Raw genomic sequence first — 26288 nt, forward strand, 5'->3', positions numbered from 1 at the left:
CGCCGATCACCGCTGGGCGGCCGCCGCGTCGGCCTCCCGCTGCGCCCGGGTCAGCGCGTCCGGGACGGGGATGCGGCCCAGGTACATCTCGTCGAAGATCGGCGTCATCGCGTCCAATGCGGCCGGGAATCCCGCGCCCCCGCCCGCCGCGATCTGCTTGTCGCGCAACACATCGAAGAACGGCGACACGTCGACCCCGTGCCGGGCCCAGTAGTCCCGGTACACCTGTTGTTCGGACACCACGGCCGGAATCGTCGCCCCGTCGATGCCGAGGTAGCGGTTGCCCGCCGCACTACCCAGCCAGGCCAGCACCCGCCGCACCGCCGCGGGGTGCGGGGTGGCGGCATTGCCCGCGAGTCCGATGGCATTGTCGGCGCTCACCCGCCCGGCCGGGCCCGCGGGAATGATGGCCAATCCCCAGTGGAACCCGGCATTCTGGGCAATCGTGGCCAGAGTGAAGGTGCCCGACTGGAACAGCGCCATCCGGCCCTGGAGGAAGGCGTTCTTGGCGAAGTCGCCGCTGGCGACGTCGCCTCTGGCATTGGTGTCCGCGGCCGACGGGGACAGCCGGTCGGCGACCAGCCCCACCGTGTAGCCGAAGGCGTCCCGTCCCTGTGGGGAATCGAAGGCGAACCGGCCGTCGCGCTGGAGCTGCCCACCGGCCGAGCCCAGATACGGCAGCGTGATGGATTGAAAGTCGTTGGCGGCGTTGTACGGCCACTCCGATACCGGGGCCAACCGCCGCAGCAGCGGCCGGAAGGTATCCCGCGCGGGGTCGGGGCTCCAGCGCGCCGCCGTGACCTCGTCCGGATCGACCCCGGCCTGTGCCAGCAGGTCCCGATTCACGTACACGGCGGTCCCGCCATCCACGAATTGCGGTACCGCCCACAGCTTTCCGGCGCGCGTGTACTGGGTGACGGCCAGCGGGTCCCAGGCTCGGGCCGCCTGCGATCCCAGTGCCGCACCGATATCCATCAGGTGCCCGCTATCGGCGTAGTCCTCGTAGAGGTTGGTCCAGAACAGGTCGTCGGCGATCCCGCCCGCCACATCCAGCCGTAGCTTCTGCGCGTAGGAAGCCCACGGCACCACGGTGATTCGCACCTCGACATCGGGATTGCCGCGCTGGAACTCGTCCAGCGAGGCCCGATACGCGGAGACGAAACTCTGATCCCAGATCCGCAGTTGCACCACCGTGCGCCCGCCGCTCGACACATCGCGACCCAGCCACAGGGCCGCGGCCACCAGCAGCACGGCGACCACGACCAGCCCGAGCACGGCCCGCGTCGAATCCTTGATCCGGATCCCTGTCATTTGATCCCCGTCACCGCGATGGAGGCCAGGACCTGCCGCTGGAACACCACGAACAACAGCACCAGCGGAGCGATCGCCAGCGTGGTGGCGGCCATGATCAGCGTCCACTGCGCGTTGTACTGGGTCTGCATACTTGCCGTGGCCACGGTCAGCACCTGCCATTTGGGGCCGGACGCGGCGACCAGCGGCCACATGAAGCTGTTCCACTGCGAGACCACGGTGATGACGGCGAGGGTGGCCAGGATCGGCCTGCTCATCGGCACCACGACGCTCACCAGGATGTCGAGGGTCGAGGCCCCGTCCATCCGCGCCGCGTCGATGATCTCCCCCGGAATGGCCCGGAAGTACTGGCGCAGCAGGAAGATCGCGTACGGCGAGCCGAACAGGAACGGCAGCACCAGCGCCCAGAAGCTGTTGAGCCAGCCCAGCTTCGCGAACATCAGGTACAGCGGCACCAGGGTGACCGCGCTGGGCACCATCATGGTCCCGAGATATACCCAGAACAGCACGTCACGACCGGGAAAACTGGTGCGCGCGAAGGCGTATGCCGCCATGGTCGAGGTGACCAGCTGCCCGCAGGTGATGCAGACCGTCATCAGTGCGGTGACCGCGACCGCCCGCCCCAGCCCCTGGTCCAGCACCGTGCGGAAGTTGTCCAGGGTCGCGGGATGCGGTGTGGCCAATGGTGATTCGCTCGCGAACTGCTTCGGCGTCTTGACTGCGGTCAGGGCGCTGAGCACCAGCGGAGCCACCGTCAGCAGCGCCCCGAGGATCAGCGCCGCGTACGCCGCCACGGCTCGGGCCGCCGCCCGCCGTTCAAAACTCATAACGCTCCGCCTCCCCGCGCTCGGTCCGATCCCGGAAGTATCGGTGCTGCACGACCGTGATCACGAACATGACCGCGAACACCACCACCGCCATGACCGCGGCCCGCCCTGGATGCGCGGCCTGGAACGCCTCCGAATACATCCGCATGGCAACCACATCGGTGTGATGGTCGGGCCCGCCCCGGGTGAGCGCGTACACCGCGTCGAAGGTCTGGAAGACGCTCAGCACCCCCGTGACCAGGACGAAGAACATGGTCGGGCGCAGCAGCGGCAGGATCAGCCAGCGAATGCGCCGCCAGCCGGTGGCCCCGTCCAGCGCGCCCGCGTCCAGGATCTCCCCGGGTATGGCCCTGATCCCGGCGACGAAAAACAGAGCCACATAACCGACATTCATCCACACGATCACCGCGGCCACCGCCGGCAGCGCCAGCGTCGGCGAGCTCAGCCACTCCACCCGCCGTCCCAGCAGCGCGTTCAACGCCCCGCCCGTGGGTGCGAAGATCCACTGCCACACCACCCCCACCGCCACCGGCGCACACATCCACGGCAGCGCGTACACCGCCCGCAGCACGGTCCCGCCCCGCCCGCGCCGCGCCAGCACGGCCGCCACCGCGAACCCCAGCGCCGTTTGCACCGGCACCACCAGCGCCGTCAACGCCAGCGTCACCAGCAGCGAATGCCCGAACTGCCGATCCGCGAGCACCGACCGCCAGTTGCTCGCCCCGGTGAATTCGATGGGCCCCAGCAGATTCCAGCTGTGCACACTCAGCCACAACACCACCGCGATCGGCACCAGCAGGAAACACCCGACCCCGATCAGGCTCGGCAGCAGCAGCGCATAGCCCACCGCCGCCTGTCTGCGCCGGGCCGAACCGCGGCGAACCGTCCGATCCATGATCAGCGACGCTACCGGTCCGCTCCCGGCGGCAGCGCCCTCCCACGCCCGATCTGCCCGATATTGCGCTGTGCGCGATGCGATTTCGAGATGGCGTCCCACCCGGTGCCGGGCGACGGCGCATGATAGTTTGTGCCGCGCTCGTTCATAGCTATGACGGCGAGGCTGGCCACGACAGGGCAGGGGACGGCGTCGATGAGAATCAAGCCACGGGAACAGATCCTCGGAGTCTGGCGGTCGCTGCTGACCGCGTGTTATCAGGATGGGGAGTGGGTGTGGGGCGGCCGCAACGGCTCCAACTCCATCAGCGACGCCGAACAGCTGCTGTGCCTGCTGTACCCGGCGACCGAGATCGACGGCTTCGGGCTGGAGCATCCCGACGAGATCGCCGACGACATCCGCGAGGTGCTCTCCCCCCTCGGCGACAATGGCCTGCGCATCGGCGAGCGCGTGGTCTGGCTGCTCGAGCAGTACATCGACCGCCACACCGACCGAGACCCCGACTCCGACGCCGCCCTGCCGAATTTCGCCGCGGGTAGCTACCTGTCCTCCTCCGACGGCGCCGAGCCGACCCCGGCGCAGCGCACGCTCGAGGTCGTCGACTCCTATTCCATGTCACTGACCCTGTGCCTGGCCGCGCTGAAATTCCTGCGCGGATTCAGCGGCCCGGTCGCCGAACTGGCCGTGGGCCGGCGGATCAAGCTCGCCGTGGACCTGGGCCCGCGCATCGAGGCTCTCGACGCGCTCATCAATGTCCGGCTCACCGCCGCCATGGTGGGCCTGATCCGCAGCTTCGTCGTGAATACGGTCTCGCCCAAATCCGCCGCCGGGCAGGCCATGCTGTCGATGCTCAACCAGACCGGCGGTTCCCCCGACGCGGTGGTGCACGCCGTGCAGCAGCGCCTGGACCGGGTGCGGATCCGGCTGCGCAACGACACCACCCTCAGCCAGGTGGAGGGCGTCGACCTGGACAGCGGCGACATGCTGTTCGAATGTGGTTGGAGCTGGGCCATTGTGCGCAAGGCCGCGTCGATCGACTTCGTGGACATGCCCATCGCGGATCAACCCGGTCATGCCGTCGCCCGGCCCTACCTGCACTTCACCGTGGTGGCGCTGGACGGCATCAACGACCTCACCTCGGTGCGCACCCGTGAACTCGACCTGCTCAACGGCCAGCAGCGCCGCCTGGCCGAGGCCCTGCAGCTGCGCTGGGATCTGGCCCAGCGCTACTGGGCGGCGGTGGCGCGCTTCGGCACCGGGCGCTGGCCGCTCGAGGACATTCCGTGGCGTACCTCCGACGGCGAGGAATCGGACTACTTCAGTCTCATCGTCTCCGCGGTGCTCATGCAGGATCTGCTCAACCGCGACGCCAATGACGACGATCTGGACCGCGCCGCAACGATTTTCGACGAGCTGGCCCGCCGCGGCCGCATCGTGCGCCGCTTCACCGCCGACGATCCGGCCCGCGCCATGCACACGCCGGGCGTGAGTCTGCGCCTGCTGGGCAGCGAGGCGCTGGACGGCCCGCTGCTGCTGTGGACGGTCTCCGATTACGCCACCGTCCTTTTGAAGCGCACGCTGCAGGCCGCACGGCTCTCCGGCACCATCGAGACCCGCGACCAGCTGATGACGCTGGCCCAGGCCACCATGGATCACCTCGACCTGCGCGCCTTCCGCGAAGGACCGGCCACCGGCCTGTGGGACGATCCCAGCCGCATCTTCGGCGGCCCCGAAAACCACCTGCCCTCCTGGTATCTCACCGAGCGCGTGGTCGAGTGCATGGTGACCGCCGCGCGCCTGTACCGGGAACCGCCGCTGCGGGCGCCGACCTCGGTGACCCGGGCCATGGAGCTGCTGACCGAGGCCGAGCATCTGCTCAACCGGGAGATGCTGGAGCTGAGCGAGACCGACGTGTCGGCCGGCCGCACCGCCCTGGCCCTGGCCGAGCAGCGCCTCGAACGGGCCCGCACGCTCATCGACGAGCGCCCCGGCACCGCAGTCAGTCTCGCCTCGCAGGCCCTCTTGGAACTGGACGAGCTCGCCTACGCCCGGTTCGACGCCACCAGGAGCGTGTGATCGTGCTCGTGTTCTCCTCTTCGGACAAGGGCGGCACCGGGCGCTCGGTCACCAGCTGCAATATGGCCTACTGGCTGAGCATGAAGGGGTACAAGGTCGCCTATCTGGACTTCGATTTCGGATCCCCCACCGCGGGCGGCACTTTCGAGATCAGCCGGATCGACAACGGGGTCCGGGACGGGACCGGCCTGCACGCCTATCTGCTCGACGAGAACGGGACGCCGGCGCGGCTGAGTGTGCGCTCCGAGACCGATCGGATGGAACTGAGCCGATCCCGGCATCCCTCCGGCCGGCTGGTGCTCTTCCCCGGCGATCTCGGCGGCTCCGAGTTCACCACTCTCGACGAGCGCATGATCGATCGCTGCGCCGCGCTGTTCGCCACCTGCGAGCAGGAATTCAACGTCACCTTCGTCGATCTGAGCGCGGGCCGATCCATCGCCCTGGCCCTCGCGCTCAGCGCGACCCGGCACCCGCAGCTGTCCCGCGCGGTGTGCCGCTGGCTCATCTTCCACCGCTGGACCCGCCAGCACATCGCGGCCGCCCGCGGCCTGGTGCACGACGAGCACGGTGTGCTGGCCGTCGGCGAGGCCTGGGGACACGACCGGGCCGAGCTGCTGAATTCGCTGCGCTTCGTCCGCACCGCGGTGCCCGAACTCAACCTGACCGCCGGCCTCCGCCCGGCCCAGGCCGCCTGGCTGCAGGAACAACACAACACCCTGACCCGCGCGGCCAACCGGCACGGCATGGGCGAGAGCGGGATACTGGGCAAGATTCCGGTGGAACCGATGCTGCAGTGCCGGGAACAGGTCATCCTGGATGTGGATGTGGCCGCCCACGTCGCCAATGCCGAGACCGTGGCCGCATTCCGCCTGCTCACCGAGAAACTCATGAACGACGCCGTCTGGGAACAGGTGGAGGTGCGCCGATGAGCTCCGCGACCGACTACAGCGAGGCGGGCGAACGCAATCGCGTGGCCGGCCAGCCGCTCTCGCATCTGTCCATCGAGGTCGGGCACTTCTATATGGACGAGCTGGTCGACGGCGCCGACCGGATCCACGCCCAGCTGCGCAAGGTGGCGCCCATCGTCCAGACCCAGATCGCCGCTGCCGAAGCGGAATTCGGGGCGGGTGCCCGGGTCAGCACCTGCTTCCTGGTCGACGACTACTTCTGGACCCGCACCGGCAACCGGACGCGCGATGCCCGGCGCACCGCCGACCCGCGCCACGTGCTGGAGCAGCTGCTGGCCGCCGCGGAGGAATGCGGTGTGCGCATCGACTATCTGGCGCGCGAGGCGGGCTGCGCCGAGGTGCCGTCGTTCCAGGACGGCGAACCGGTCGGCGAGCCGGTGCGGCTGGCGGAGATGATGGCCGCCCGCATCGTCGCCGAACCCGAGCGCGACAGCACCGGCCGCCGCCCGCCCACCGTCGAGTCCGGCTGGCTCTGCAATGGCCGCCGATCCTCGGAATTCGATGCGGGACAGGCCATGCGCATCTCGCGCTACCGGCCGCCGGAGGAATTCGGCGCGCGCAATCACTCCATCTTCCTGGATGTGCAGCTGTGGAGCCGCCGCCTGGAAGAAGAGGGCGATCAGCAGGTGGAGCGCACGCTCTGGTCCTGCCCCTTCCTGGCCGCCATCTGGCAGTTGCTGCGGCTGGGCCTGATTCGCAACGAGGGCGCCATGGTGGCGGCCCCGGTGCCCTGGGAGGAGCCGTGGCCCAGCGACTGGTCCCGGCTGCCCGCGGTGGTGAAACTGAATCCGAAGGCCAAACCCTTCGCGGCCTATCGGGCGCTGTCGGTGCTGCCCTACAGCTACCTGGGCATCGAGCACGCCGTGCGGGTCATCCTCGACCATCTGCAACTCGATGACGATGTGCAGGCGAAGCTCGCCGAACGCGGTGCGGGCGAACGGATTCCGGTGCAGGTGCCGCGCCGGGCCACCCACCGGTTGAACCACATCTTCCTGGGTGACGTCTGAGGTGGCCGCCCGGTGAACGAGCCGCTGGTGCTGCTGGGGGAGGTACGCACGGCACTGCTGCCCAATGCGGGGGGACTGGCGGCGCGGGAGACGACGGCGCTGCTGTCACTGCTGCCCGGGCAGCGGGTACTGATGCGGGAACGACCGCTGGCCCTGGCGATTTCGCCGGGTTCCGCCGTCGGGGTGGACTGCAGGCTGGCCACGGTGTCGGGATCGGACAGCCGCGCCATCGGGACGGTGGCGGCGCACGCGATCCTGGTGGGCGGCCGGGTGATGCAGAGTTCGGCCTCTTCCACGGTGGTGCGGACGGCCGACAAGAACCGGCGCCCCTGGTCGCACTACCTCGATCAGGTCGGGACGCTGGAGGTGTGGCACCGCATCGCCGACGACGCCGCGGCCGCCGTCGATCTCACCGAGGGATTCCTGGAGGGCTCCGGCGCCACCACCCTGGACCTGGGCTCGGTCAGCGACCGGCTGCTCACCCGCGTGCGCACCGATCCCCGCCTGGATCAGCAGCCGCCGGTGCGCTCCAGCGCCACCCGGCTGCGCTGGGCCGCGCGGGTCGCGCCGCCGGTGGGCGGCACCGTGCGCGGGCGCACCCTGTTCGCGTTCCGGCTCGAGGACGAGCACACCCGGTCGGTGCGGATCATGGTGCCGACCGCCCGGGATCTGGGTGCGGTGCAACGCTTCTGCGAGGACCTGGCCGTGCACGACTGGCTGCTGTCCACCCTGGGCGCGGCACTGTCCGAGGCGGATCGTCCCATGCCCGAACGCGATCCGTCCGCCGAGCTGGCGCCGCTGCTCGAACAGCTGGTGCACCTGTGGATGCCGGGCGCCCACACCCCGCCCCGGCTGCGCGAACTGTGGACGCGGCTGGAGTCCGATCCGGGCTTCACCCGGCAGTGGACCGCGCAGGTCGGACATCTGCGCGACCGGCTGGCGGTGGCGACCCTGGCGGCGCTGCGCAGCGCCAAGATCAGCACCGTCCAGTGGTGACCGGCGGATCCGACCGGCGGCGGGACCGGATCAGAGCCGGAACCAGCGGCGCACCAGCAGCGCGAAGAACACCGACATGGTGACCGCGCCCAGATAGCTCTCGAGCACGAACACCGCTCGCCCGCCGACCCGCAGATTGTCGGTATCGCCGACGCCCAGCGGATTCAGGTAGTTCATGAACACCTGGTACACGGTGATGGCCGGCGGCTGATCCGACCTCAGCGTGACCGCCACCACGAAGACCAGCAGCTGGAACGCCACGAACCACAGCATGCGGAAGGGCCGGTATCCGTAGCCGCAGATGAGATCCGGGACCAGGCCGCCGGCGCGCCGCCAGGCCGCCGGCTGCGCCAGCCGCCGCGCCCGGGCCAGCGCCAGGCCGCAGCGATCCTCGGCATCGGTGTCCTCGTCGATGCGGTAGAGACTCCCGGCCCGGCGGTAGGCCAGGGCGGCGTGCGCGGGCAGTCCGGCCTGCACCAGGGGGCGCCCCAGCCGCTCGTAAGCCTCGGCCAGCAGCCGATTCTGGGTGCGGCTCAGGCGCAGTGGCCCGCGGAACTCCACCTCCGCGGCGATCAGGGCCGCGAGCAGCTGGTTGACCGCCGTCGGCTGCGTCGCCGCCGTGGCGGTGTGTTCGAGGACCGGCGCGTAGAGGTGGCCGAAGACGAGACTGTCACCGGCCCTGCGGATTCCGGGCGGATCGTAGGTCGCCACCACCGCCTCGGTGTGCCGGGTGAACAGGTCCAGCAGCGGCTGTTCGGTGGCGCGGCGGCGCAGGCCGTGCGGCTGCTCCAGGAATTCGGTGACGTTGTCGGCGTAGGTGTCGGCGTGGCGCTCGATGCGCATGCTCATATCTGTCACGAACGGCGACGACGGAGCGCTTTTCTCGAGCATGATCAATGATAAATCCTGTGCACCAGCACATCTCGCGGCTCGTCCGCGCCGAAGTAGGCGGCCTCGTGATCGGCCCACACGAAGCCGACCTCCTTGTAGAGGTGGTAGGCGACCCGATTGCCCGGTTTCACCGTGACGAAGACCTGTTCGGCGCGGGCCTGACGGCATTGGGCCAGAGCGGCTTCCAGCAGTGCCCGGCCGTGGCCGCGACCCCGGCATTCGGATGCCACCGCGAAGCCGAGAAACCAGGCCGTGCGCTCTCCGTCGAGTGCGGTGAGCACGTAGCCGCAGAGCTCCCCCGCATCCTCGGCAACCGTCCAGTTTGCTCCGTGTAGCTCGAAGAGTTGCCGGAGTACGAAATACGGATACGCGAGATGCTCGAATTCGACCACCTCGAGTGCGCGGATCGCGTCCAGATCCGACAGTGACGCGATCCGGCATGCCGGATCGTCGGGCTGTTCGAAGGCCGACAACGGTGTTCCCCTCCACCCCGGGCACAAGTGCGATGGATTCCAGGGTAAGCGTCACACCGGATCTTGGGTGCGGTTCGGCCGCCCGCCGTCTGTGGAGCGGGCGGCCGAACCGCGCTGCAGCACGCGGTGGGGACTGCGCCACCGCTGCCCGGAGGTTAGGCGCGGGGCGCTCGAAAGCGCTGTGCGGCAGCGTTCATCGCGGCCGGGGGTGTTCCCCGGTAACCCGCGGGCCGCGAAATCCTGGTGCGGAGCTGTGCCTTCTTGTAGTGGAGCTGCGCTGTGCGGGCGTCGAGCAGCAGCCACAGCATCCGGTGGACGAACCGGTCGTAGCCGGTCGGTACGGGATCGGGGCCGGCCTGGGCCGGTGCATGGCCGGTCATGGCAGTGCCCGCTCGTCGAGCACGCACCGTCCCTCCTCGACCAGCGTTGCCCGTGCTCGCCGGCGTACCTTGCAGGTCTGCACCGTGCAATCGAGGTGCAATTGCATTGCGGCGTGCGCTTGTTCGACGGTCATCACACCCGGATCACGGCGGCAGCGCGACAGACCGGCAATGTGCATATTGAGGGACGTCAGTTGCATGTCCAGACCACTCCTCGTTCCCGCTGGTTCCTGAAGTGCCCGGAGGTTCAGGAAAGGAAAGGGGCCTAGCTACACCGCTCCGGGCACATCTCCAGCACACCACGAGCAGACGCCAGGCGGGCGAATTTCGAGAAGGAGAACGCAAAATTGCGCGAATTCCCAGCAGTGAATCCACTTGGGGGAGGACGATTCTCCAAAGTGGACGAAGTCCTCGCCCGCCGTCGAGCCCCGATCCATGCCCGCGAACGCGAATGGAGCGTGTTGTGTCCGAAGGTCCCGCGTCATCCACCCTGCCCCGCCGTCAGCTCGGTCGCTATCTACGGGACTGGCGCATCCAGGCAGGATTGACCATCGCCGAAGCTGCCAAGCTGATGGAGTGGGGCGCGAGCACCTTGCAGCGGCTCGAGAAGGGCAACGCGGACCGCATCCGCACCATCGACATCCAGGAGCTGTGCCGCATCTACGGGATCCCCGCCGAAATCACCGAGGGGCTCAAGGGTTTGGCGCAGCAGGCGGCGGTCAAGAGCTGGTGGCACTCCTACGGCGACCTGATTCCCGAGAACTTCGACGTCTACGTCGGCCTGGAGGCATCCGCGCAGCAGTTGTCCTGCTACCAATCGGAACTGGTGCCGGGCCTGCTGCAGACGGCCGAGTACGCAAGGGCCCTGAACCGGCTGGGATACCCGGAAGAGACCGTGGTGGAGGTGGATCGGCGCGTTCAGCTGCGTCTGCAGCGGCAGGCCATGATCACCCGCCGCATGCATCCGGCGACCATCGCCATGGTGTTGCACGAATCGGTATTGCGCCGCCTGGTGGGAGGTGCAAGGGTGATGGCGGCGCAAGTGCGACACTTGGCGGAACTGAGTACCCGGTCCAATGTCGCGCTGCGTATCCTGCCCTTCGCCGCCGGTGTCCCCCTGGGACTTTCGACCGGACCGTTCGTGATTCTGGAATTCGGATGCGACAGCAAGGGGCAACCGGTGGAGCCCCCGGTGGTCTACGTGGAGGGGTTCACCGGCGATCTGTATCTCGAGAGACAGGGCGACGTTCAGCGTTATCGCCGGGCACAAGCGGGCCTGGAACGCTGCGCGCTGGACGTTCAGGACAGCAGAAACCTGCTCCGGCAGGTGGCGAAGGAGTATTCGGCATGAGTGTGGATCTTTCCGGGGCCCGCTGGTTCAAGAGCAGCCGCAGCGGGGCCGGCAAGGAGTGCGTCGAAGTGGCGTTTCTGCCCGCCGGCCGAGTGGGCGTGCGGGACAGCAAGAATCCGCAGGGCCCGGCGCTGGTGTTCGGCGCGGCGGAATGGGGATCCTTCACCGCGGGTCTCGAAAGCGGGGTCTTCGACCGGTGATTCGCTGAACGGGGGTTCACGGGCCCCGGCCCGTGAACCCCCGGTATCAGAGGATTGCGACCACACCCATGGCGACGGCGGCGACCAGTACGCCGATCGCGACGGCGGGCATCAGTGCGCCGGTGAGTACGTATACGCCCATCGCCGATACCGCGAAGAGCATCCCTACGATCAGCCGTTCGACCCAGTCATCGGGACCCATTTTCCGGTACCGGGGACGCGCATTCTTGAGTCCTCGGTCCACGAATAGTTGGATACCCATGCTTAGCCGTCGCAAACATACTTCCGTTGCCAAACGGCAGCCGTTTCGTGATCAACAACCAGCTCGGCCGTCAGCGCCGGAAGAGCTTGTTGCCCAGCCAGACGATCGGGTCGTACTGCCTGTCCACCACGCGTTCCTTGAGCGGGATCAGCGCGTTATCGGTGATCTTGATGTGTTCCGGGCACACTTCCGTGCAGCACTTGGTGATGTTGCAGAAGCCCAGGCCCGCATCCTCTTGCGCCAGTTCCCGGCGGTCGGCCACATCCAAGGGATGCATTTCGAGTTCGGCAATACGCATCAGGTATCGCGGACCGGAGAATGCGTGCTTGTTGTCCTCGTGATCACGGACCACGTGACAGGTGTTCTGGCACAGGAAGCATTCGATGCACTTGCGGAATTCCTGCGACCGTTCCACATCGGTCTGCTGCATCCGGTATTCGCCCGGCTTCAGAGCCACCGGCGGCGTGAAAGACGGTACTTCGCGGGCCTTCTGGTAGTTGAACGACACATCCGTGACCAGGTCGCGAATAACCGGGAAGGTGCGCATGGGCGTCACCGTCACCACTTCTTCCTGGGTGAACGTCGACATGCGGGTCATGCACAGCAGCCGCGGCCGGCCGTTCACCTCGGCCGAGCACGAACCGCACTTGCCCGCCTTGCAGTTCCAGCGCACCGCCAGATCCGGCGCCTGGGTGGCCTGCAGCCGGTGGATGATGTCGAGCACCACCTCGCCCTCGTTCACCTCGACGGTGAAGTCCTGCAGGCCACCGCCCTCGGTGTCACCGCGCCACACCTTGAACTTCGCCTCGTAACCCATGGCTATTCCGCCTTTCCGGCGTCGTCCCGCAACTCTGCGAGATCGGCGGGGGTGTAGTACTTTTCGAGCTCCGCCAGGTCGAACAACCGGAGCAGGTCGGTCCGCATGGGCACCTGGGCCGCGGCCGTGACGGTCACCGACGGCACCGAGAACCCGACCTCGTCCGGGTCGATGGTGCAGACCAGCAGCTTGTTGCGCCACACCGGATCCATGCCCGGGTGGTCGTCGCGGGTGTGGCCGCCGCGGCTCTCGGTGCGCAGCAGCGCGGCCTGGGCGACGCATTCGCTGATGAGCAGCATGTTGCGCATGTCCAGGGCCAGATGCCAGCCCGGATTGAACTGCCGGTGGCCCTCCACGGTGACGTGGTCGTAGCGGTCGCGCAGCTCGGAGAGATGCTCGACGGCCTGCTTCAGTTCGTGTTCCTTGCGGATGATGCCGACCAGATCGTTCATGGTCTGCTGCAGGTCCATGTGCAGCGTGTACGGGTTCTCGCCCGGGCCGCCCTCGGCGGGCGGATCGAACGGCGTCACAGCCGATTTCGCGGCCGCCGCGATATCGGTGTCGGCGATCTTGGGCCGTGCGGCCAGCTGCTCGACGTAGGTGGCCGCACCCAGTCCGGCGCGCCGGCCGAAGACCAGCAGGTCCGACAGCGAGTTGCCGCCCAGCCGGTTGGAGCCGTGCAGGCCGCCGGCGCATTCGCCGGCCGCGAACAGGCCGGGCACCGTGGCCGCCTGGGTGTCCGGATCGACCTCGATGCCACCCATCACGTAGTGGCAGGTCGGCCCGACCTCCATCGGCTCCTTCGTAATGTCCACGTCCGCCAGCTCTTTGAACTGGTGGTGCATGGACGGCAGCCGCTTGACGATCTGGTCGGCGGGCAGGCGGGAGGCGATATCCAGGTAGACGCCGCCGTGCGGGGTGCCGCGCCCGGCCTTCACCTCTTCGTTGATGGCCCGCGCGACCTCGTCACGCGGCAGCAGATCCGGTGTGCGCCGGGCGGAATCGTTGTCCTTCAGCCACTGGTCCGCCTCCTCGATGGTTTCGGCATACTGGCCCTTGAACACCGGCGGGATGTAGTCGAACATGAACCGCTTGCCGTCGGAGTTCTTGAGCACCCCGCCATCACCGCGCACGCCCTCGGTGACCAGGATGCCCTTCACCGACGGTGGCCAGACCATGCCGGTCGGATGGAACTGCAGGAACTCCATATTGATCAGCGACGCCCCGGCCCGCAGCGCGAGCGCGTGCCCGTCGCCGGTGTACTCCCAGGAGTTCGAGGTCACCTTGTACGACTTGCCGACGCCGCCGGTGGCGATCACCACCGCGGGCGTCTCGAAAAGGATGAAGCGCCCGGACTCCCGCCAGTACCCGAAGGCCCCGGCGATCCGGTCGCCGTCCTTGAGCAGCTCGGTGATGGTGCATTCGGCGAAGATCTTGATGCGCGCCTCGTAGTCACCGGTCTGCGCGTAATCCTCCTGCTGCAGCGAGACGATCTTCTGCTGCATGGTGCGGATGATCTCGAGCCCGGTGCGGTCGCCGACATGCGCCAGCCGCGGATAGGTGTGGCCGCCGAAGTTGCGCTGGCTGATCCGGCCGTCCTTGGTCCGATCGAACAGCGCCCCATAGGTTTCCAGCTCCCACACCCGGTCGGGGGCCTCCTGGGCGTGTAGCTCGGCCATGCGCCAGTTGTTGAGGAACTTGCCCCCGCGCATGGTGTCCTTGAAATGGGTCTGCCAGTTGTCCTTCTCATTGGCATTGCCCATGGCGGCCGCGCAGCCGCCCTCGGCCATGACGGTGTGCGCCTTGCCGAACAGGGACTTGCAGACCACCGCCACGGACAGCCCGTGCTCACGGGCCTCGATGACCGCACGCAGGCCGGCACCGCCGGCACCGATCACGACGACGTCGTACTTGTGCCGCTCGACTTCAGGCATGGAACCGAATACTCCTGGGAGACAGAGGAATAGAGGACGATCAGCCGATGAGGCGAGGATCGGAGATGGTTCCGCTCGCCACCAGCATGACGTAGAAATCGGTGAGGACCAGCGTGCCCAGCGTGGTCCAGGCCAGCTGCATGTGCCGGGTGTTCAGCTTCGACACCACGGTCCAGAAGCGGTAGCGCACGGGGTGCTGCGAGAAGTGCTTGAGCCGTCCGCCCGCGATGTGGCGGCAGGAGTGGCACGACAGCGTGTACGCCCACAGCAGCAGCGCGTTGCCGGTGATGATCAGCGTCCCCAGGCCGATGCCGAAGCCGCCGCCCTTGGCGTGGAAGGAGATCACCGCGTCATAGGTGTTGATCACCGAGATGATGATCGCGATGTAGAAGAAGTAGCGGTGCGAGTTCTGGATGATCAGCGGAAGCCGCGTCTCCCCCGAGTATTTCGCGTGCGGCTCGGCCACCGCGCAGGCCGGCGGCGACATCCACACCGACCGGTAGTAGGCCTTGCGGTAGTAGTAGCAGGTGAGCCGGAACAGCAGCAGGAACGGCAGCACCAGGAAACCCAGCGGAATCCACATGGGCAGGTGGCCGATCGGCGTGCCGAAATGGCTGGAGCCCTCGACGCACGAGGCGCTCAGGCAGGGTGAATAGAACGGTGTCAGATAGTGGAAGTCCGGCACCCAATACGCGCTGCGCACAAAGGATCTGATGGTCGCGTAGATGACGAAGGCCGCGAGCCCCAGCACCGTCGCGGCCGGCGGCACCCACCACCGGTCGGTGCGGAGCGTGCGTGCCGAAATGGCAGCCCGTCCCCTACTGAAAACCCCGGTTGTGCTCGATTCAGAAGCCTTGACTGGTGCGGCGCTCACTGCTGGATGCCTCGCTGCTCTACCCCGTGGAACGTCATCGTTACCTCCGGCATCGAATGTGATGGTGAGCACCTTACGACAGGGGTGCTATCACTCGAGCTCGCAACAGCTATTTCGTGATCCCGTGATTTGCGCCACATTTCCTGTGGCCGTCAGCGATTCGTTTGCTTGGTGAACAAACGGCAATCTCGCGAACTCGCCGGGCTGTCAGAGTGTTTCGGATTCCGGCCCGCGCGCAGGTCGGGCGGCTCGTCCGCGGCGGTTACCGGCCGTCATATGACAGCAACAACGGTGTGGTGGCCTGTCGGTCTGCTGAGCGTTCGAAGGGAGCCGGTAATGAGACGCGCCGCCATCGTCATGCCGATGCGCACGCCCGTGGGTCTGCCCGGCGGAGCACTCGCCGCGGTGCCGCCGAACCGGCTGGTCGGCACTGTCATCGCGGCGGTGCTCGGCCGCTCCGGAATCGATCCCGCGCGGGTCGAACAGCTGGTCACCGCGGTCCCCGATGCCGAGGCCATCCGCTCGGCCCTGCCGCAGTGCGGACTGTCGCCGGAGCTGGGTGACTTCGCCCTGGGCGAGGGGCGTGGCAGCGGACTGCGCGCCCTGATCACCGCCGCCATGATGGTGCGCACCGGCGCGGCCGACGTGGTGCTGGCGGTGGGCGCCGAATGCTACAGCGCCGCAGGGGGATTCGACGCGCAATCCGCCAGCGTCCCGCCGCTGTCCGGCGTCCGCCCAGGGCCCGCGACCGGCGACGGACCCACCACCGACCAGCAGATCGCGATCTGGTCCGCCGAACCCGCACGCGGACACGCGGATTCGGACCGCGTCGAACAGCTGGCCCGCGACCACGAGCTGGGCCGGGCCGCGGCCGACGACTTCGCCGCGGTCAGCCACCGCCGGGCTGCCCGCGCCCATCGCCAGGGCGTGTTCGGCGCGGAGACCGCGCCGGTCGTGGTGTGCGCGCGTCCCGACGATCCCAATTCCGCGGTGGTGCGCCTGGTCGACCGCGACGAGGGGTTGCGCGACGATGTCTCACACCGCGCCTTCGCGGCGCTGTCCCCCTTCCGGCCCGACGGCGTGACCACGGCCGGAAACAGCAGCAGCCGCGGCCTGGCCGCCGCGGCCTGCCTGGTGGTGGCCGAGGACCGGCTGGTGGATCTCGGCCTGGAGCCGATGGGCTACCTGCTCGACTGGGTCAGCGCCACCGCTCCCCTCGGCGTCCCGGTGCCCGCCGCCACCTCCGCGGTCGCAAAAGCGCTGTGGCGCGCCGGTTTCGAACTGTCCGACCTGGAGCTGCTGGAGGTGGAGGAGACCTCCGCCGTCGAGGTGCTGGCGCTGGCCCGCACCCTGGGCCTCGGTGACGACACCGCGGAGCGCCTGAACGTGCACGGCGGCGCGATCGCCCTCGGTGACCCGGGCGGCGCGGCGGGTCTGCGCATGGTCACCACCATGCTGCACGAACTGACCCGCCGCGACGGCGGTCTCGGCCTGGCCGTGACCCCTGTGGGCACCGGCAGTGCCCTGGCCGCGATCTTCGAATCCCCTGATCTGGAACCGGTTTCGCAGGCCCCGCGCGGCGCCCGCTTCCGCGGCGTCGGCGGCCGGCGCTCCGGCCGGGGCCGGCACCGCCACTGAGGACCGGTCAACCGCCGCCGAAGACTAGTCCCTCGGGCGGAGCCGGACGACCGCGGTGCCCCGGGCGAAGGCCGCCGCCAGCTCCTCGCGGTTGACGCTGCCGTCCGAATTCAGGCTGATGCCAGCGTATTTCCCGTGGGTCGGGTTCTGCTCGAGGATGATCCGATACGGTTCGGCCGCCGCGTCCACGTCGGTGACGACCTCCCAGTCGGCGTCGATCTCCCGGCGCCGCAGGCCGATTCGCACCGGCTCGCCGGGGCGCAGGTTGTGCCGCCACTTGGCCGCGGTGCCGATCAGCAGCGTGCGGTCGTGTTCGGCATAGGCCACGGGGTGCTCGTACACCCGCCCGCTCTTGCGGCCGACCACGGTGACGATGAGCAGTTTCCCGCTGACCACCCGGTGCAGCGGTGAGCGCAGGACCCGGCGCATGACGGCGTTGAGCCGCTCCTGTTTGCGGGTGGCGGCCGGGTTCGGGGTTGTCATTGCTGGCTGGGACATCGGTGCGTCCTCCGGTTCCCTATTTACTGAGTGACTACTCAGAAAATACGACCAGATACGGCATACTGCAAGGGTCGTGCCGGAAAACGACAGTCGAAACGTGACAGGAGGCGATGTGGGGACCCGTTCCCGAGGGCGGCCCAGTACCGGGGTGCGCGAGGCCGTGATCGCCAACGCGCAACAGGTGCTCGCGGAATCCGGCCTCGCCCGGCTGTCCACCAAGGAGATCGCGGCCCGGGCCGGCGTCGCCGAATCCAGCATCTTCTACCACTTCGGCGATCGAATGGGCCTGCTGCAGGCCGTGATCCAGCAGCAGCTGCGCCCGCTCAAGGATCTGCTCGCCGACGCGCCCGCAGCGGATCTGCGCACGGCGCTGCGGACGCTGCTCGCGACCCTGGAGGGATTCTTCGTCTCCGCCCTGCCGGTGATGGCGGCAGTGCAATCGGATGCCGAGCTGGGTGCGGTCTACCGGGAACGCAGCCGCGATCTCGACCTGGGCCCGCATCGCGCGGTGGACGCCGTGGTCTCCTACCTGTCGGCCCGCGGCGTCGAGGCCGGAGATCTGCGCACCCCGGCTCTGCTGCTGGTCGGCGCGGCTCATCAGCGCGCGCTGCAGCGGCAGCTGAGCCCACCCGGCGCGCTCGTCGAATTGCCCAGCCTCGACGCCATTGTCGAGGTGGCCCTCCCGCTGTTCGAAACGAAGGATTAGCTACTTGGTGCGGGGGCGGGAGTGGAAGCCCAGGCCCTCGTCCTGCGCGCCCATCCAGGCCGCCTCATCGTGCTTGGCGTCGGGGACGTAGATCGTCTCCTGCTTGGCCCGCGGTGCTTCCGGCGGCGGCGCCTGTTCGAACTCGTCGGTGTCGATGACGAGCCTTTCCAGATCGTTCTCCAGCCGGCGGACAGTGCCCGCGTCTCCGTAGTGCGAACGCAGTGCGGTGACGCACTGCCGGAGCTGGCCGACCGCGTAGCGGAGTTCCGCAATCTCGCTGCGTGTCATCGAAACCCTCCTCGAGCCGTGTGACAGACCACACATCGTGATCTACAACACAGTACGTGATCGTGCGGGATTCGTCTCGTCGGCAACCGATATTCGCAGCTGGAGAGCCTGTCACCGGGTGCGGAATTGGGGCGGCGGACGTTTCAGATCTTCGGATCCGCCCGCCGCGGATGATCTTCCGGCTACCCCGCGATGGCGTACTCGGGCCCGCAGTCGGGACCGCAGTCCGGGTCCGCGCCGCGCGTCGCCGTGGTCGCCCGGGCCACCAGCGCCACCACCGCGGCGGCCACCTCCTCGGCCCGCTCCAGGATCACGCTGTGCCCGGCGCCGTCCAGCCGCACCAGCTCGGCGTCGGTGACCTGGGAGGCCAGCACCACCGAGTGCGCGAACGGAATCATGATGTCCGCGGACCCGGCCAGCACCAGCACCGGAATCGAGCCCAGCCGGTGCAGGGTCGCGGTCTCGTCGAAGCGGATCAGCGACTCCAGGAAGCTGGCCATGGTCAGCAGCGAGGTGTCGTTGAGCATGGCCGTCGCCACCGCCAGCATGCGCGGGCTCACCTTGCGGGTGCCCAGGGTGGCGTCCCGCATGATGGGCTCGAAGAGGCGGCGGCTCAGGTGTTTCGAGGCCTGCATGGCTCGCGGCGCCCGCCGCACGGCCACCCGCAGCGAGTTCACCGCCGGTGCGCTCAGCAGCCGACCCAGCCCCACCCGGGTCACCCCGTTGGCGGCGCTGGAGAGCAGGCCGACGCCGACCACCCGGGTCCCGATCGTCTCCGGATACAGCCGGGAGTAGGCCAGCACGGTCATGGCGCCCATCGAATGACCCACCAGGACAACGGGTCCGGTCGGCACCACGACCCGCAGCACCGCGTCCAGATCCCGGGCCAGCTGCTCGATGGTGTACGTGGAAGGGTCGGCATTGCCGGAATCCCCGTGTCCGCGATGGTCGTAGAACACCATGTGGGTGTCGTCGCCCCAGGTCTGCAGCAGGTGCCCGCGCATGAACGCCCACGATTCGGCGCGCAGGCAGTGCCCGTGGACGAACACGACGGTGACGGGGGCGTCGGTGGTGCCGAACTCGCGCACCGCGAGTGGCACGCCGTCATCGGCGGACACGGTGATGTGGTGGCCGTCGAAATCGGCCGCGCGGGTATCGATCGTGGACATGACGTCCTCCTGAAGAGTGCGCCTTCTTGCCCGGTTGTCGAGAGAAATAACCCCTGCGTTAACCCCCCACACCAGGCGTTATGGACAAGTTGTCCAACTGTCTCCGCTGATCTATGCACGACTGTCGGGGGATCTGTCGGAGTCTCGCCACATTGCTGGACCCGTGTAGAAATCCCTGTACGTCCGGTCGGCGTCCGCAATTTCTACTTACATCTAGAGAATGAACTAGACAAAAGTAGATTCACATCGCATCGAGAGTGACCGGCGACCCGTGCCGCATCCTCGCATTCCGGCTGGCATGACAATCTGCCGCTCTCTAGCAATCGAACTAGAGAGCGGCAGATTTCTGTGCGGACTTCGGCTACGTGACCGCCCCCGTCTTCGTGGACGGGAGGAACGGGCGCAACAGGTTCTGTTCCACCGACGGCCCGAACTGCCATTCGGCGATCCAGGGGCCGGTGCCCTCGCTCGGATCCAGTGCGCCGCCCTCGAGCCAGCGGTAGCGCCCATCGAGGATGCCGCGGGTGAGGTCGGTGTCGGCATCATCGGTGTTGGACCAGAGATCGTCGAAGAGCTTCTCGACCCGCAGGCGGGCCTGGCGGCAGAAGACCTCGGCGAGTTCCTCGGCGGCCACGCCGTCGGGATTGCCGTCGACCCGCAGGGACTGGGCGCGCACGCAGGCCGCGGCCATGGCGAACAGTTCCGCGCCGATGTCGACGATGCGGCCCAGGAAGCCCTGCTTGTACTCGAGCTTGGCCTGCCAGCGCGCCATGCCGTACATGAGGGCGCGGGCCTGCTTGCGTGACATCCGCTCGACGAAGCGCATGTGCCGGGCCAGCGGCCCGAATTCGCCGTAGCCGACCGGCGCGGTGCCGGCGCCGACGGTCAGCTGCGGGAACCATTTCGCATAGAAGCCGCTCGCCCCGACCGCCGCCTTGGCCTTGTCCTTGAGCTCGGCATTGCGATCCACCAGTGCGCCGGCCGCGGCCATGTGGGCATCGGCCATCTCGCGGGCGATGAGCAGCCGCATGATCTCGCTGGAACCCTCGAAGATGCGGTTGATGCGCAGATCGCGCACCAATTGCTCGGCGCCGACGGCTCTTTCGCCGCGGGCCCGCAGCGAGGCCGCGGTCTCGTAGCCGCGGCCGCCGCGGATCTGCACCAGTTCGTCGGCGATCCGGCACGCCATCTCCGAGGCCCACAGCTTGGCCAGCGCGGCCTCGATGCGGATGTCGTTGCGGTTCTCGTCGCACATGGTGCCCGACAGATCGAGTACCGACTCCAGCGCGAAAGTCGTTGCGGCGATGTAGGAGAGCTTCGCGCCGACCGCGCCGTGCTCGCCGACCGGGCGGCCCCACTGCACGCGGGTGGCAGACCATTCCCGCGCGATCTTGAGCGACCACTTGGCCGCGGCCGTGCACATGGCCGGGATGGCGAGGCGACCGGCGTTGAGGGTGGTGAGCGCGATCTTGAGCCCGTCGCCCTCGCGGCCCACCAGATTCCGCTTGGGTACGCGCACCTTGTCCATCCGGGTGACACCGTTCTCGATGCCGCGCAGGCCCATGAACGCATTGCGCCGCTCCACCGTGATGCCGGGGCTGTCGGCCTCCACGATGAACGCGGAGATGCCGCCGCGATGGCCCTCGCTCTTGGGCACCCGCGCCATGACCACGAGCAGTTCGGCGACAACGCCATTGGTGGTCCACAGCTTCACGCCGCTGATCTCGTAGGCCTCCCCGTCCGCGGTCGGGGTCGCGGTGGAGGCCATGCGTGCCGGGTCGGAGCCCACATCGGGTTCGGTGAGCAGGAACGCGCTCACCGCGCCCTTGGCGCAGCGCGGCAGGAACTCTCGCTTCTGTTCCGGGGTGCCGGCCAGCTTGAGCGGTTCGGGCACGCCGATGGACTGGTGCGCGGAGAGCAGCACGCCGAGGCTGGCGTGCGCGGAGCCGACCAGCATGAGGGACTTGTTGTAGCCCACCTGCGACAGCCCGACCCCGCCGTACTCCTCGGGAATCTTGAGGCCGAAGCAGCCGAGTTCGGCCAGCCCGCGCACGTATTCGTCGGGGATGCGGCCCTCGGCCTCGATGCGCTGGCCGTCGATGGTCTCGCAGAAGGCCCGCAGTCGGGTCAGATACGCCTCGGTCTTGGCGGCGTCCGCGGCGTCGGGGCGCGGGAATGGATGGATGAGGTCGAGCCGGAACCGGCCGAGGAACATCTCCTTGGCGAAGGACGGTTTGGCCCAGGTGGTTTCGCGGGATTCCTCGACCAGTGCCCGGGCTTGTTCTTCGGTGGCGTCGACTTTGGCGGCAGTCGCCATGATGTCCTCCTCGACCGTGATGAGAATCACATTCGAGTGTAGGAGTCTTTGTTACCCGTCGGTAGGGGCTGGCAAAGATCAAAAAGCCTTGTCATAAGTGATCTTGATCAGCTGGCTAACCTTTGGTTATTGAACGCCGCGCAGGTATCGGCCGAAATGCGGCACCGTGAAACCGATGGTTCCGCGCTCGGCCGAGTAGATCAGACCCTTCTTGATCAAGCCGTCGCGCGCCGGGGACAACGAGGCGGGTTTGCGTCCCAGCTCGTGCGCCACCGCGGCGGTGGCCACCGGCCCGTCGTCGCCGGACAGGTCGGCCATGGCGCGCATGTATTCGCGCTCGGCCGGCGTCGCTCGCTCGTAGCGGGAGCCAAAGAAACCGACCGCCAGCTCTTCTTCGGCCGCAGGCGACGCCACCGCCACATCCTCGGCCGAGATCGGGCTCTGCGCCGCCGCGTCCCAGGCGGCCTTGCCGTACGCCTGCACGAAATACGGGTACCCGTCGGCCTTCCGGTACAGCGCGTCCAGCGCCTCCGCGGAGTACTTCACGCTCTCCCGCTCGGCCGGCGCGATGAGCGCCTGGTCGGCCGACGCCCGATCCAGCCGATCGATGCGGTGGTAGGAGAACAGGCGCTCGGAGTAGCTCTTGGACGCGGTCAGCACCGCGGGCAGATGCGGCAGACCCGCCCCGACCACGATCAAAGGCGCGGCGTCCTGGCTCAATTCGTGGCAGGCCCCGCAGATGGCCGAGATGTCGGCCGCCCCGAGATCCTGCATCTCGTCGATGAACACCGCGATGCCGATGCCCAGATCACGCACCAGCGCCGCCGCCTCCATGAGCAGCTCCACCAGATCGATCTCGATATCGCCGGAGTCGGCCCGCCCGGTCACCGCGGGCACATCGATGCCCGGATTCCAGCGTTCCCGCATGCCCTTGCCGTCGGTGGAGCGCAGTGCGAAAGCCTTGAGAATCCCCAGGAAATCGTCCACCTGCTCCGGATTGCGGTGTGTCACAGCGATCGAGCGCACCGCCATGTGCAGCGCCGAGGCCAGCGGCCGCCGCAACTCCTGATCGGGGCGGGCCTCCAGCTTCCCGGTGCCCCAGCCACGCGAGCGGGCGGCCGAGCGAAGCTGGTTGAGCAGCACCGTCTTTCCGACGCCGCGCAAACCGGTGAGCATGACGCTGCGTTCCGGCCGTCCCCGCGCCACCCGCTCCAGCACGATGTCGAAGGCGTCGAGCTGCCGGTCCCGGCCCGCGAGTTCAGGCGGTCGCTGCCCCGCGCCGGGCGCGTAGGGATTCCTGACAGGGTCCATGCGGCCCAACCGTAGCGCTGTCATCGCGGATTATCCGGGCATCTATCGAGGACACTAGAGACAGCTATCGACCGGCATACCGGCTCGGCCGATTCGCGATCAGCGGAAGTCGATACAGCGGGTCCGCGGTGTCCCCGGGGGTCTCTACCCTTATGCCTGATTCGTTGGGATCCAGCGCAGGAGGGTTCATGTCGGAAGAAGCCGTACCCACGCCCACCGTCGCGGAGGTGGTCGAATCCTGGAATGTGCCCGCTGAGGCGATCGTGGCCGCGCGCATCCGCAACAACATCCTGGTCGCCATCGAGCGCGGGTACGACGATCCGCAACTGGTGGCCGACCTCGCGGTGGGCCCGCTGGTCATGGCGCTGGGGCAGCTGGAAGTCGATCTCGCGGACGCTCGCCGGCGGATTGCCGAGCTGGAGCGGGCGATCGAGGCAAAGGATTGATAACGGGCCTATCGACCACGTATATCGTCTCGTGATCCACGGCCCTATACACCGAATTACATGTTCAGCGGGGCGTTTTCGTAAAAATGCGACGCGCCTATCGTGTCGGGTGGACAACGTGGCGGCCTAGTCGTAATCTTCTCGTGACTTAGCGGAGTCTGTTGCTTCATCGGAGAGGCAGCCCGCGACGTTACAGCAGCAAGATCGGAGATGCGGCTCAGTGGGTAAGCACAGCTTGCAGCAGGAATCTCGGCTTCCGAATTCCGTGAAGGGCGCCATCGTCATGGGTGCGATGGCCGCGACGACTACCGGCGTGTTCCCGGCGATCACCGCCACCGCCGCCACCGTCGAGATCCCGGGCATCGGAAACTTCGACGTGCCGGACGATTTCGCGCCCCAGGTGCAGCAGTTCAACCAGACGGTCAAGGACGCCGAGACGGCGCTGCAGACCCCGGGCGGACTGGGCGGCGGCGCTCAGGTCGGCGTCCCGGCTGCTCCCGCTCCGCAGTTCCAGCTGCCCAGCATCTTCCAGAAGTCCAGCTCCGTCGGCGACATCGCGCTGCACGCCGCCGAGACCAAGGTCGGCGCCCAGTACTCCTGGGGCGCGACCGGTCCCTACAGCTTCGACTGCTCCGGCCTCGTGCAGTGGGCCTACAAGCAGGCCGGAGTCGAGCTGCCCCGCACCAGCTTCGAGCAGTCCAACGTCGGCGCCCCGGTCGCCTTCGAGGACCTGCAGCCCGGCGACATCGTCATCACCAACGGCGGCGGCCATGTCGGCATCTACGCCGGCGACGGCAAGCTGCTGAACGCCGTGCAGACCGGTACCCCGGTCTCCTACACCAACCTGCACCCCAGCCAGGTCGTCACCGCGCGCCGCATCGTCAACGCCTGACGCATATATCGTCGTCAACGCCTGACGCAGTATCGTCGACGTGTGACCACTGCTCCACTGAGCACCACGGCTCAGGCCCGAGTTGATTCTTGGACCTGGGCCGTCCGCATTTTCAAGACCCGCTCCGCGGCCGCCGCTGCCTGCCGGTCCGGGCATGTGCGGGTCAATGGCGTTCCGGTCAAACCCGCGCACCAGCTGAAGCCCGGTGACGAGATCCGCGTTCGTGTCCATGGTTCCGAACGCATCGTCATCGTCGAGCAGCTCATCACCAAGCGTGTCGGCGCGGCCGTGGCCGGGCAGTGCATGATCGACAAGAGCCCGCCCCCGCCCGACCCGCAGCTGACCGCCCTCCTGCCGCGCCGTGATCGCGGCGCGGGCCGCCCGACCAAGCGCGAGCGCCGCGAGACGGACCGGTTGCTGGGCCGTGACCTCCCCGGCCTTCCCGGGACTGCCGCTCCGCCACCCCGCGCGGCGGACGGCTAGGAGCCGTCGACCGCCTCGCACCCGTGCCGAGGGAAGTTGGGTGCCAGTCCGATTTCGGACGTGCCCGACGCGTTACCCTCGACTCGCGAAATCACTTGTCTCGCTGGGATATTGCGGCATCGCCCGGCGTGCCCGTACCGGTGGACGCCGCCCGCGCTCCCCATGCGGCGGCGGCGATGGTGACCAGCGCGCCGAGCATGAGCGCGGCCGGTTCGCCCGGCTTCAGCACGTGCAGCTGGGTGCCGACGGTGACCGCCGCGACCGGCACGCCGATCTGCGCGGAAGCGATGGCCCCGAGCGGAATCGGCTGACCCAGGAACCGCATGAGCACGTGGGCCAGTACCGCGCCCGCGCCCAGTGCCAGGCCCAGCAGGATCAGATGCGGGTGGTCGCCGAATTCGCGCAGGTTCAGCCGTGCGCCGAGCCAGACGAAGAACAGCGGCGCGAGGAAGCCGTCGCTGATGGCGAAGAGCTGCTTGGCGACTCGGCGCGGTTCCCCGATGGCCGCCACCACCAGGCCGAGTGCGAAGCCCGCCAGCATGATCGAGACGTGACTGCGGGTGGCGAGCGCGCCGAGGGCGAACAGCAGGGCGAGGCTGACCCGTAGTTCGAGCGCGAACTGCCGATCCTCGGAGATCTTGTGCAGCCGATGCCGGATGCCGGAGTCCTCGAGCCAGCGCAGGAAGAGGTACGCGACCACCGCCGCCCCGGCCATCAGGAGCGCCCCGAGGGCGGCCCGGCTCGCATTGTGCGGATCGATCACCAGCGGCAGCGCCACCACCGCGGCCGCGTCGGCGATGGCGACCTGAGCGGTCATCTCCAGCACGGGTTTTCCGCTCAGCCGCTGGGAATCGATGATGGGCAGCACGATGGCCGCCGAGGAGGAGGCGAGCAGGACGGCGTAGAGCAGTCCGTGCCCGGTGTCGAACCAGGCCGCGATGCCCTGCCCGGCGATCACCGAGAGCACGCCCACCAGCACCGCGCGCAGCGCGCCCCGCCCCAGCGCCGAGCGAATGGCCGCGTCCCGCACCGGTACGTGGGTGCCGGCCACGAACATGACCACCGCGAAGCCGACGTCGGCGATGAAGGCGAAGGTCGGGTCCTCCGGGTGCAGCAGGCCGAAGCCGGTGGTGCCGAAGACGATTCCGGCCAGTAGTTCACCCAGGATGACCGGCAGGTGCCAGGACTGCCGCCAGGCCAGCCAGGGCCCGGCCAGGCCGAGCAGGGTGATGAGGGTGAGGGTCTGGAAGGTCACGGTGTCGTCGTCTCGGCATT

28 protein-coding genes are annotated in these 26288 nt (G+C 68.2%); 11 read left to right on the forward strand and 17 right to left on the reverse strand.

The genetic code is table 11. The features are described 5' to 3' along the window. Positions 1-6: 6 nt before the first annotated feature. The 3 genes from AB0L60_RS08305 to AB0L60_RS08315 are packed head-to-tail and all read right to left on the reverse strand — an operon-like array spanning position 7 to position 3033. The gene (locus AB0L60_RS08305; protein ID WP_364609193.1) at positions 7-1311 is read right to left on the reverse strand and encodes an extracellular solute-binding protein; all 1305 of its coding nucleotides are present in this window, start codon (positions 1309-1311) and stop codon (positions 7-9) included. Then, entirely contained in the window at positions 1308-2138 is an 831-nt protein-coding gene (locus AB0L60_RS08310; protein WP_364609195.1) for a carbohydrate ABC transporter permease, read from the reverse strand. The genes AB0L60_RS08305 and AB0L60_RS08310 overlap by 4 nt, the downstream gene beginning before the upstream one ends. Next, a complete protein-coding gene (locus tag AB0L60_RS08315) occupies positions 2128-3033 on the reverse strand; it encodes a sugar ABC transporter permease (RefSeq protein WP_364609197.1) in 906 nt (301 codons plus the stop codon). Before AB0L60_RS08315 ends, AB0L60_RS08310 begins: the two co-directional genes overlap by 11 nt. Before the next feature lie 195 nt (positions 3034-3228). Between AB0L60_RS08315 and AB0L60_RS08320 the strand changes: the two genes are divergently transcribed. Genes AB0L60_RS08320 through AB0L60_RS08335 form a run of 4 tightly spaced genes read left to right on the forward strand, consistent with a single transcriptional unit; the run spans position 3229 to position 8080 of the window. After that, positions 3229-5109: an SCO2524 family protein gene (locus tag AB0L60_RS08320; RefSeq protein WP_364609200.1), complete on the forward strand. Its 1881-nt coding sequence runs from the start codon at positions 3229-3231 to the stop codon at positions 5107-5109. Further along, positions 5106-6038, forward strand: a complete 933-nt coding sequence (locus AB0L60_RS08325) for an SCO2523 family variant P-loop protein (RefSeq protein ID WP_364609203.1) — start codon at positions 5106-5108, stop codon at positions 6036-6038. The genes AB0L60_RS08320 and AB0L60_RS08325 overlap by 4 nt, the downstream gene beginning before the upstream one ends. Continuing rightward, positions 6035-7084 (forward strand): SCO2522 family protein, encoded by a 1050-nt coding sequence (locus AB0L60_RS08330; RefSeq protein WP_364609205.1) that lies wholly within the window; start codon positions 6035-6037, stop codon positions 7082-7084. Before AB0L60_RS08325 ends, AB0L60_RS08330 begins: the two co-directional genes overlap by 4 nt. Before the next feature lie 12 nt (positions 7085-7096). After that, positions 7097-8080 carry an SCO2521 family protein gene (locus AB0L60_RS08335; protein ID WP_364609208.1) on the forward strand — a complete coding sequence of 328 codons (984 nt, stop codon included), beginning with the start codon at positions 7097-7099 and terminating at the stop codon, positions 8078-8080. Positions 8081-8110: 30 nt separating this feature from the next. On the opposite strand, the gene AB0L60_RS08340 is transcribed toward AB0L60_RS08335, so the two are convergent. From AB0L60_RS08340 to AB0L60_RS08355, 4 genes are all read right to left on the reverse strand, one after another. After that, positions 8111-8971 carry a hypothetical protein gene (locus AB0L60_RS08340; protein WP_364609211.1) on the reverse strand — a complete coding sequence of 287 codons (861 nt, stop codon included), beginning with the start codon at positions 8969-8971 and terminating at the stop codon, positions 8111-8113. A 2-nt stretch (positions 8972-8973) separates the two neighbouring features. After that, positions 8974-9444, reverse strand: a complete 471-nt coding sequence (locus AB0L60_RS08345; protein WP_354840889.1) for a GNAT family N-acetyltransferase — start codon at positions 9442-9444, stop codon at positions 8974-8976. 155 nt (positions 9445-9599) lie between these two features. Further along, positions 9600-9824 (reverse strand): hypothetical protein, encoded by a 225-nt coding sequence (locus tag AB0L60_RS08350; protein ID WP_364609215.1) that lies wholly within the window; start codon positions 9822-9824, stop codon positions 9600-9602. After that, positions 9821-10024, reverse strand: a complete 204-nt coding sequence (locus AB0L60_RS08355) for a hypothetical protein (RefSeq protein ID WP_040862491.1) — start codon at positions 10022-10024, stop codon at positions 9821-9823. Before AB0L60_RS08355 ends, AB0L60_RS08350 begins: the two co-directional genes overlap by 4 nt. A gap of 251 nt (positions 10025-10275) precedes the next feature. Here AB0L60_RS08355 and AB0L60_RS08360 point away from each other — a divergent pair, with 251 nt between their 5' ends. Then, positions 10276-11175, forward strand: a complete 900-nt coding sequence (locus tag AB0L60_RS08360) for a helix-turn-helix transcriptional regulator (protein ID WP_364609219.1) — start codon at positions 10276-10278, stop codon at positions 11173-11175. Beyond that, a complete protein-coding gene (locus AB0L60_RS08365; RefSeq protein WP_364609223.1) occupies positions 11172-11375 on the forward strand; it encodes a DUF397 domain-containing protein in 204 nt (67 codons plus the stop codon). Before AB0L60_RS08360 ends, AB0L60_RS08365 begins: the two co-directional genes overlap by 4 nt. Positions 11376-11421: 46 nt before the next feature. Here the strand turns inward: AB0L60_RS08365 and AB0L60_RS08370 are convergent, their stop codons facing one another. From AB0L60_RS08370 to AB0L60_RS08385, 4 genes are all read right to left on the reverse strand, one after another. After that, a complete protein-coding gene (locus AB0L60_RS08370; RefSeq protein WP_354840902.1) occupies positions 11422-11577 on the reverse strand; it encodes a hypothetical protein in 156 nt (51 codons plus the stop codon). A gap of 130 nt (positions 11578-11707) precedes the next feature. After that, on the reverse strand, positions 11708-12454 hold the full coding sequence (locus AB0L60_RS08375; protein ID WP_364609227.1) for a succinate dehydrogenase/fumarate reductase iron-sulfur subunit: 747 nt from the start codon (positions 12452-12454) through the stop codon (positions 11708-11710). 2 nt (positions 12455-12456) lie between these two features. After that, complete coding sequence (locus AB0L60_RS08380; protein WP_364609230.1) at positions 12457-14388, reverse strand: fumarate reductase/succinate dehydrogenase flavoprotein subunit; 1932 nt, start codon at positions 14386-14388, stop codon at positions 12457-12459. 40 nt (positions 14389-14428) lie between these two features. After that, positions 14429-15262, reverse strand: coding sequence for a hypothetical protein (locus tag AB0L60_RS08385; protein WP_364609233.1), 834 nt, complete (start codon positions 15260-15262; stop codon positions 14429-14431). A 336-nt stretch (positions 15263-15598) separates the two neighbouring features. Here AB0L60_RS08385 and AB0L60_RS08390 point away from each other — a divergent pair, with 336 nt between their 5' ends. After that, entirely contained in the window at positions 15599-16900 is a 1302-nt protein-coding gene (locus AB0L60_RS08390) for an acetyl-CoA acetyltransferase (protein WP_364609236.1), read from the forward strand. Between the two features lie 24 nt (positions 16901-16924). On the opposite strand, the gene AB0L60_RS08395 is transcribed toward AB0L60_RS08390, so the two are convergent. Then, positions 16925-17398: a nitroreductase/quinone reductase family protein gene (locus tag AB0L60_RS08395; RefSeq protein ID WP_364609239.1), complete on the reverse strand. Its 474-nt coding sequence runs from the start codon at positions 17396-17398 to the stop codon at positions 16925-16927. A 115-nt stretch (positions 17399-17513) separates the two neighbouring features. Between AB0L60_RS08395 and AB0L60_RS08400 the strand changes: the two genes are divergently transcribed. After that, positions 17514-18107, forward strand: coding sequence for a TetR/AcrR family transcriptional regulator (locus tag AB0L60_RS08400; RefSeq protein ID WP_364609241.1), 594 nt, complete (start codon positions 17514-17516; stop codon positions 18105-18107). On the opposite strand, the gene AB0L60_RS08405 is transcribed toward AB0L60_RS08400, so the two are convergent. The 4 genes from AB0L60_RS08405 to AB0L60_RS08420 all read right to left on the reverse strand — a co-directional run bounded on the left by AB0L60_RS08405 (position 18108) and on the right by AB0L60_RS08420 (position 23192). Beyond that, entirely contained in the window at positions 18108-18395 is a 288-nt protein-coding gene (locus AB0L60_RS08405) for a hypothetical protein (RefSeq protein ID WP_356996046.1), read from the reverse strand. Positions 18396-18577: 182 nt separating this feature from the next. Further along, positions 18578-19564, reverse strand: a complete 987-nt coding sequence (locus tag AB0L60_RS08410) for an alpha/beta hydrolase (protein WP_364609244.1) — start codon at positions 19562-19564, stop codon at positions 18578-18580. Between the two features lie 361 nt (positions 19565-19925). Continuing rightward, positions 19926-21881: an acyl-CoA dehydrogenase family protein gene (locus AB0L60_RS08415; RefSeq protein ID WP_364609247.1), complete on the reverse strand. Its 1956-nt coding sequence runs from the start codon at positions 21879-21881 to the stop codon at positions 19926-19928. Between the two features lie 126 nt (positions 21882-22007). Further along, positions 22008-23192: an ATP-binding protein gene (locus AB0L60_RS08420; protein ID WP_364609250.1), complete on the reverse strand. Its 1185-nt coding sequence runs from the start codon at positions 23190-23192 to the stop codon at positions 22008-22010. Between the two features lie 188 nt (positions 23193-23380). Between AB0L60_RS08420 and AB0L60_RS08425 the strand changes: the two genes are divergently transcribed. The 3 genes from AB0L60_RS08425 (at position 23381) to AB0L60_RS08435 (ending at position 25013) form a co-directional block, all read left to right on the forward strand. Continuing rightward, a complete protein-coding gene (locus AB0L60_RS08425; protein ID WP_354840935.1) occupies positions 23381-23638 on the forward strand; it encodes a hypothetical protein in 258 nt (85 codons plus the stop codon). Positions 23639-23858: 220 nt separating this feature from the next. Further along, positions 23859-24530, forward strand: a complete 672-nt coding sequence (locus AB0L60_RS08430; RefSeq protein WP_364609254.1) for an NlpC/P60 family protein — start codon at positions 23859-23861, stop codon at positions 24528-24530. 42 nt (positions 24531-24572) lie between these two features. Next, complete coding sequence (locus AB0L60_RS08435; protein WP_364609257.1) at positions 24573-25013, forward strand: RNA-binding S4 domain-containing protein; 441 nt, start codon at positions 24573-24575, stop codon at positions 25011-25013. A gap of 91 nt (positions 25014-25104) precedes the next feature. Here the strand turns inward: AB0L60_RS08435 and AB0L60_RS08440 are convergent, their stop codons facing one another. Beyond that, positions 25105-26268: a cation:proton antiporter gene (locus tag AB0L60_RS08440; RefSeq protein ID WP_364609260.1), complete on the reverse strand. Its 1164-nt coding sequence runs from the start codon at positions 26266-26268 to the stop codon at positions 25105-25107. Positions 26269-26288 lie beyond the last annotated feature (20 nt).

The organism is Nocardia sp. NPDC051981 (assembly GCF_040680715.1).
GTDB lineage: Bacteria > Actinomycetota > Actinomycetes > Mycobacteriales > Mycobacteriaceae > Nocardia.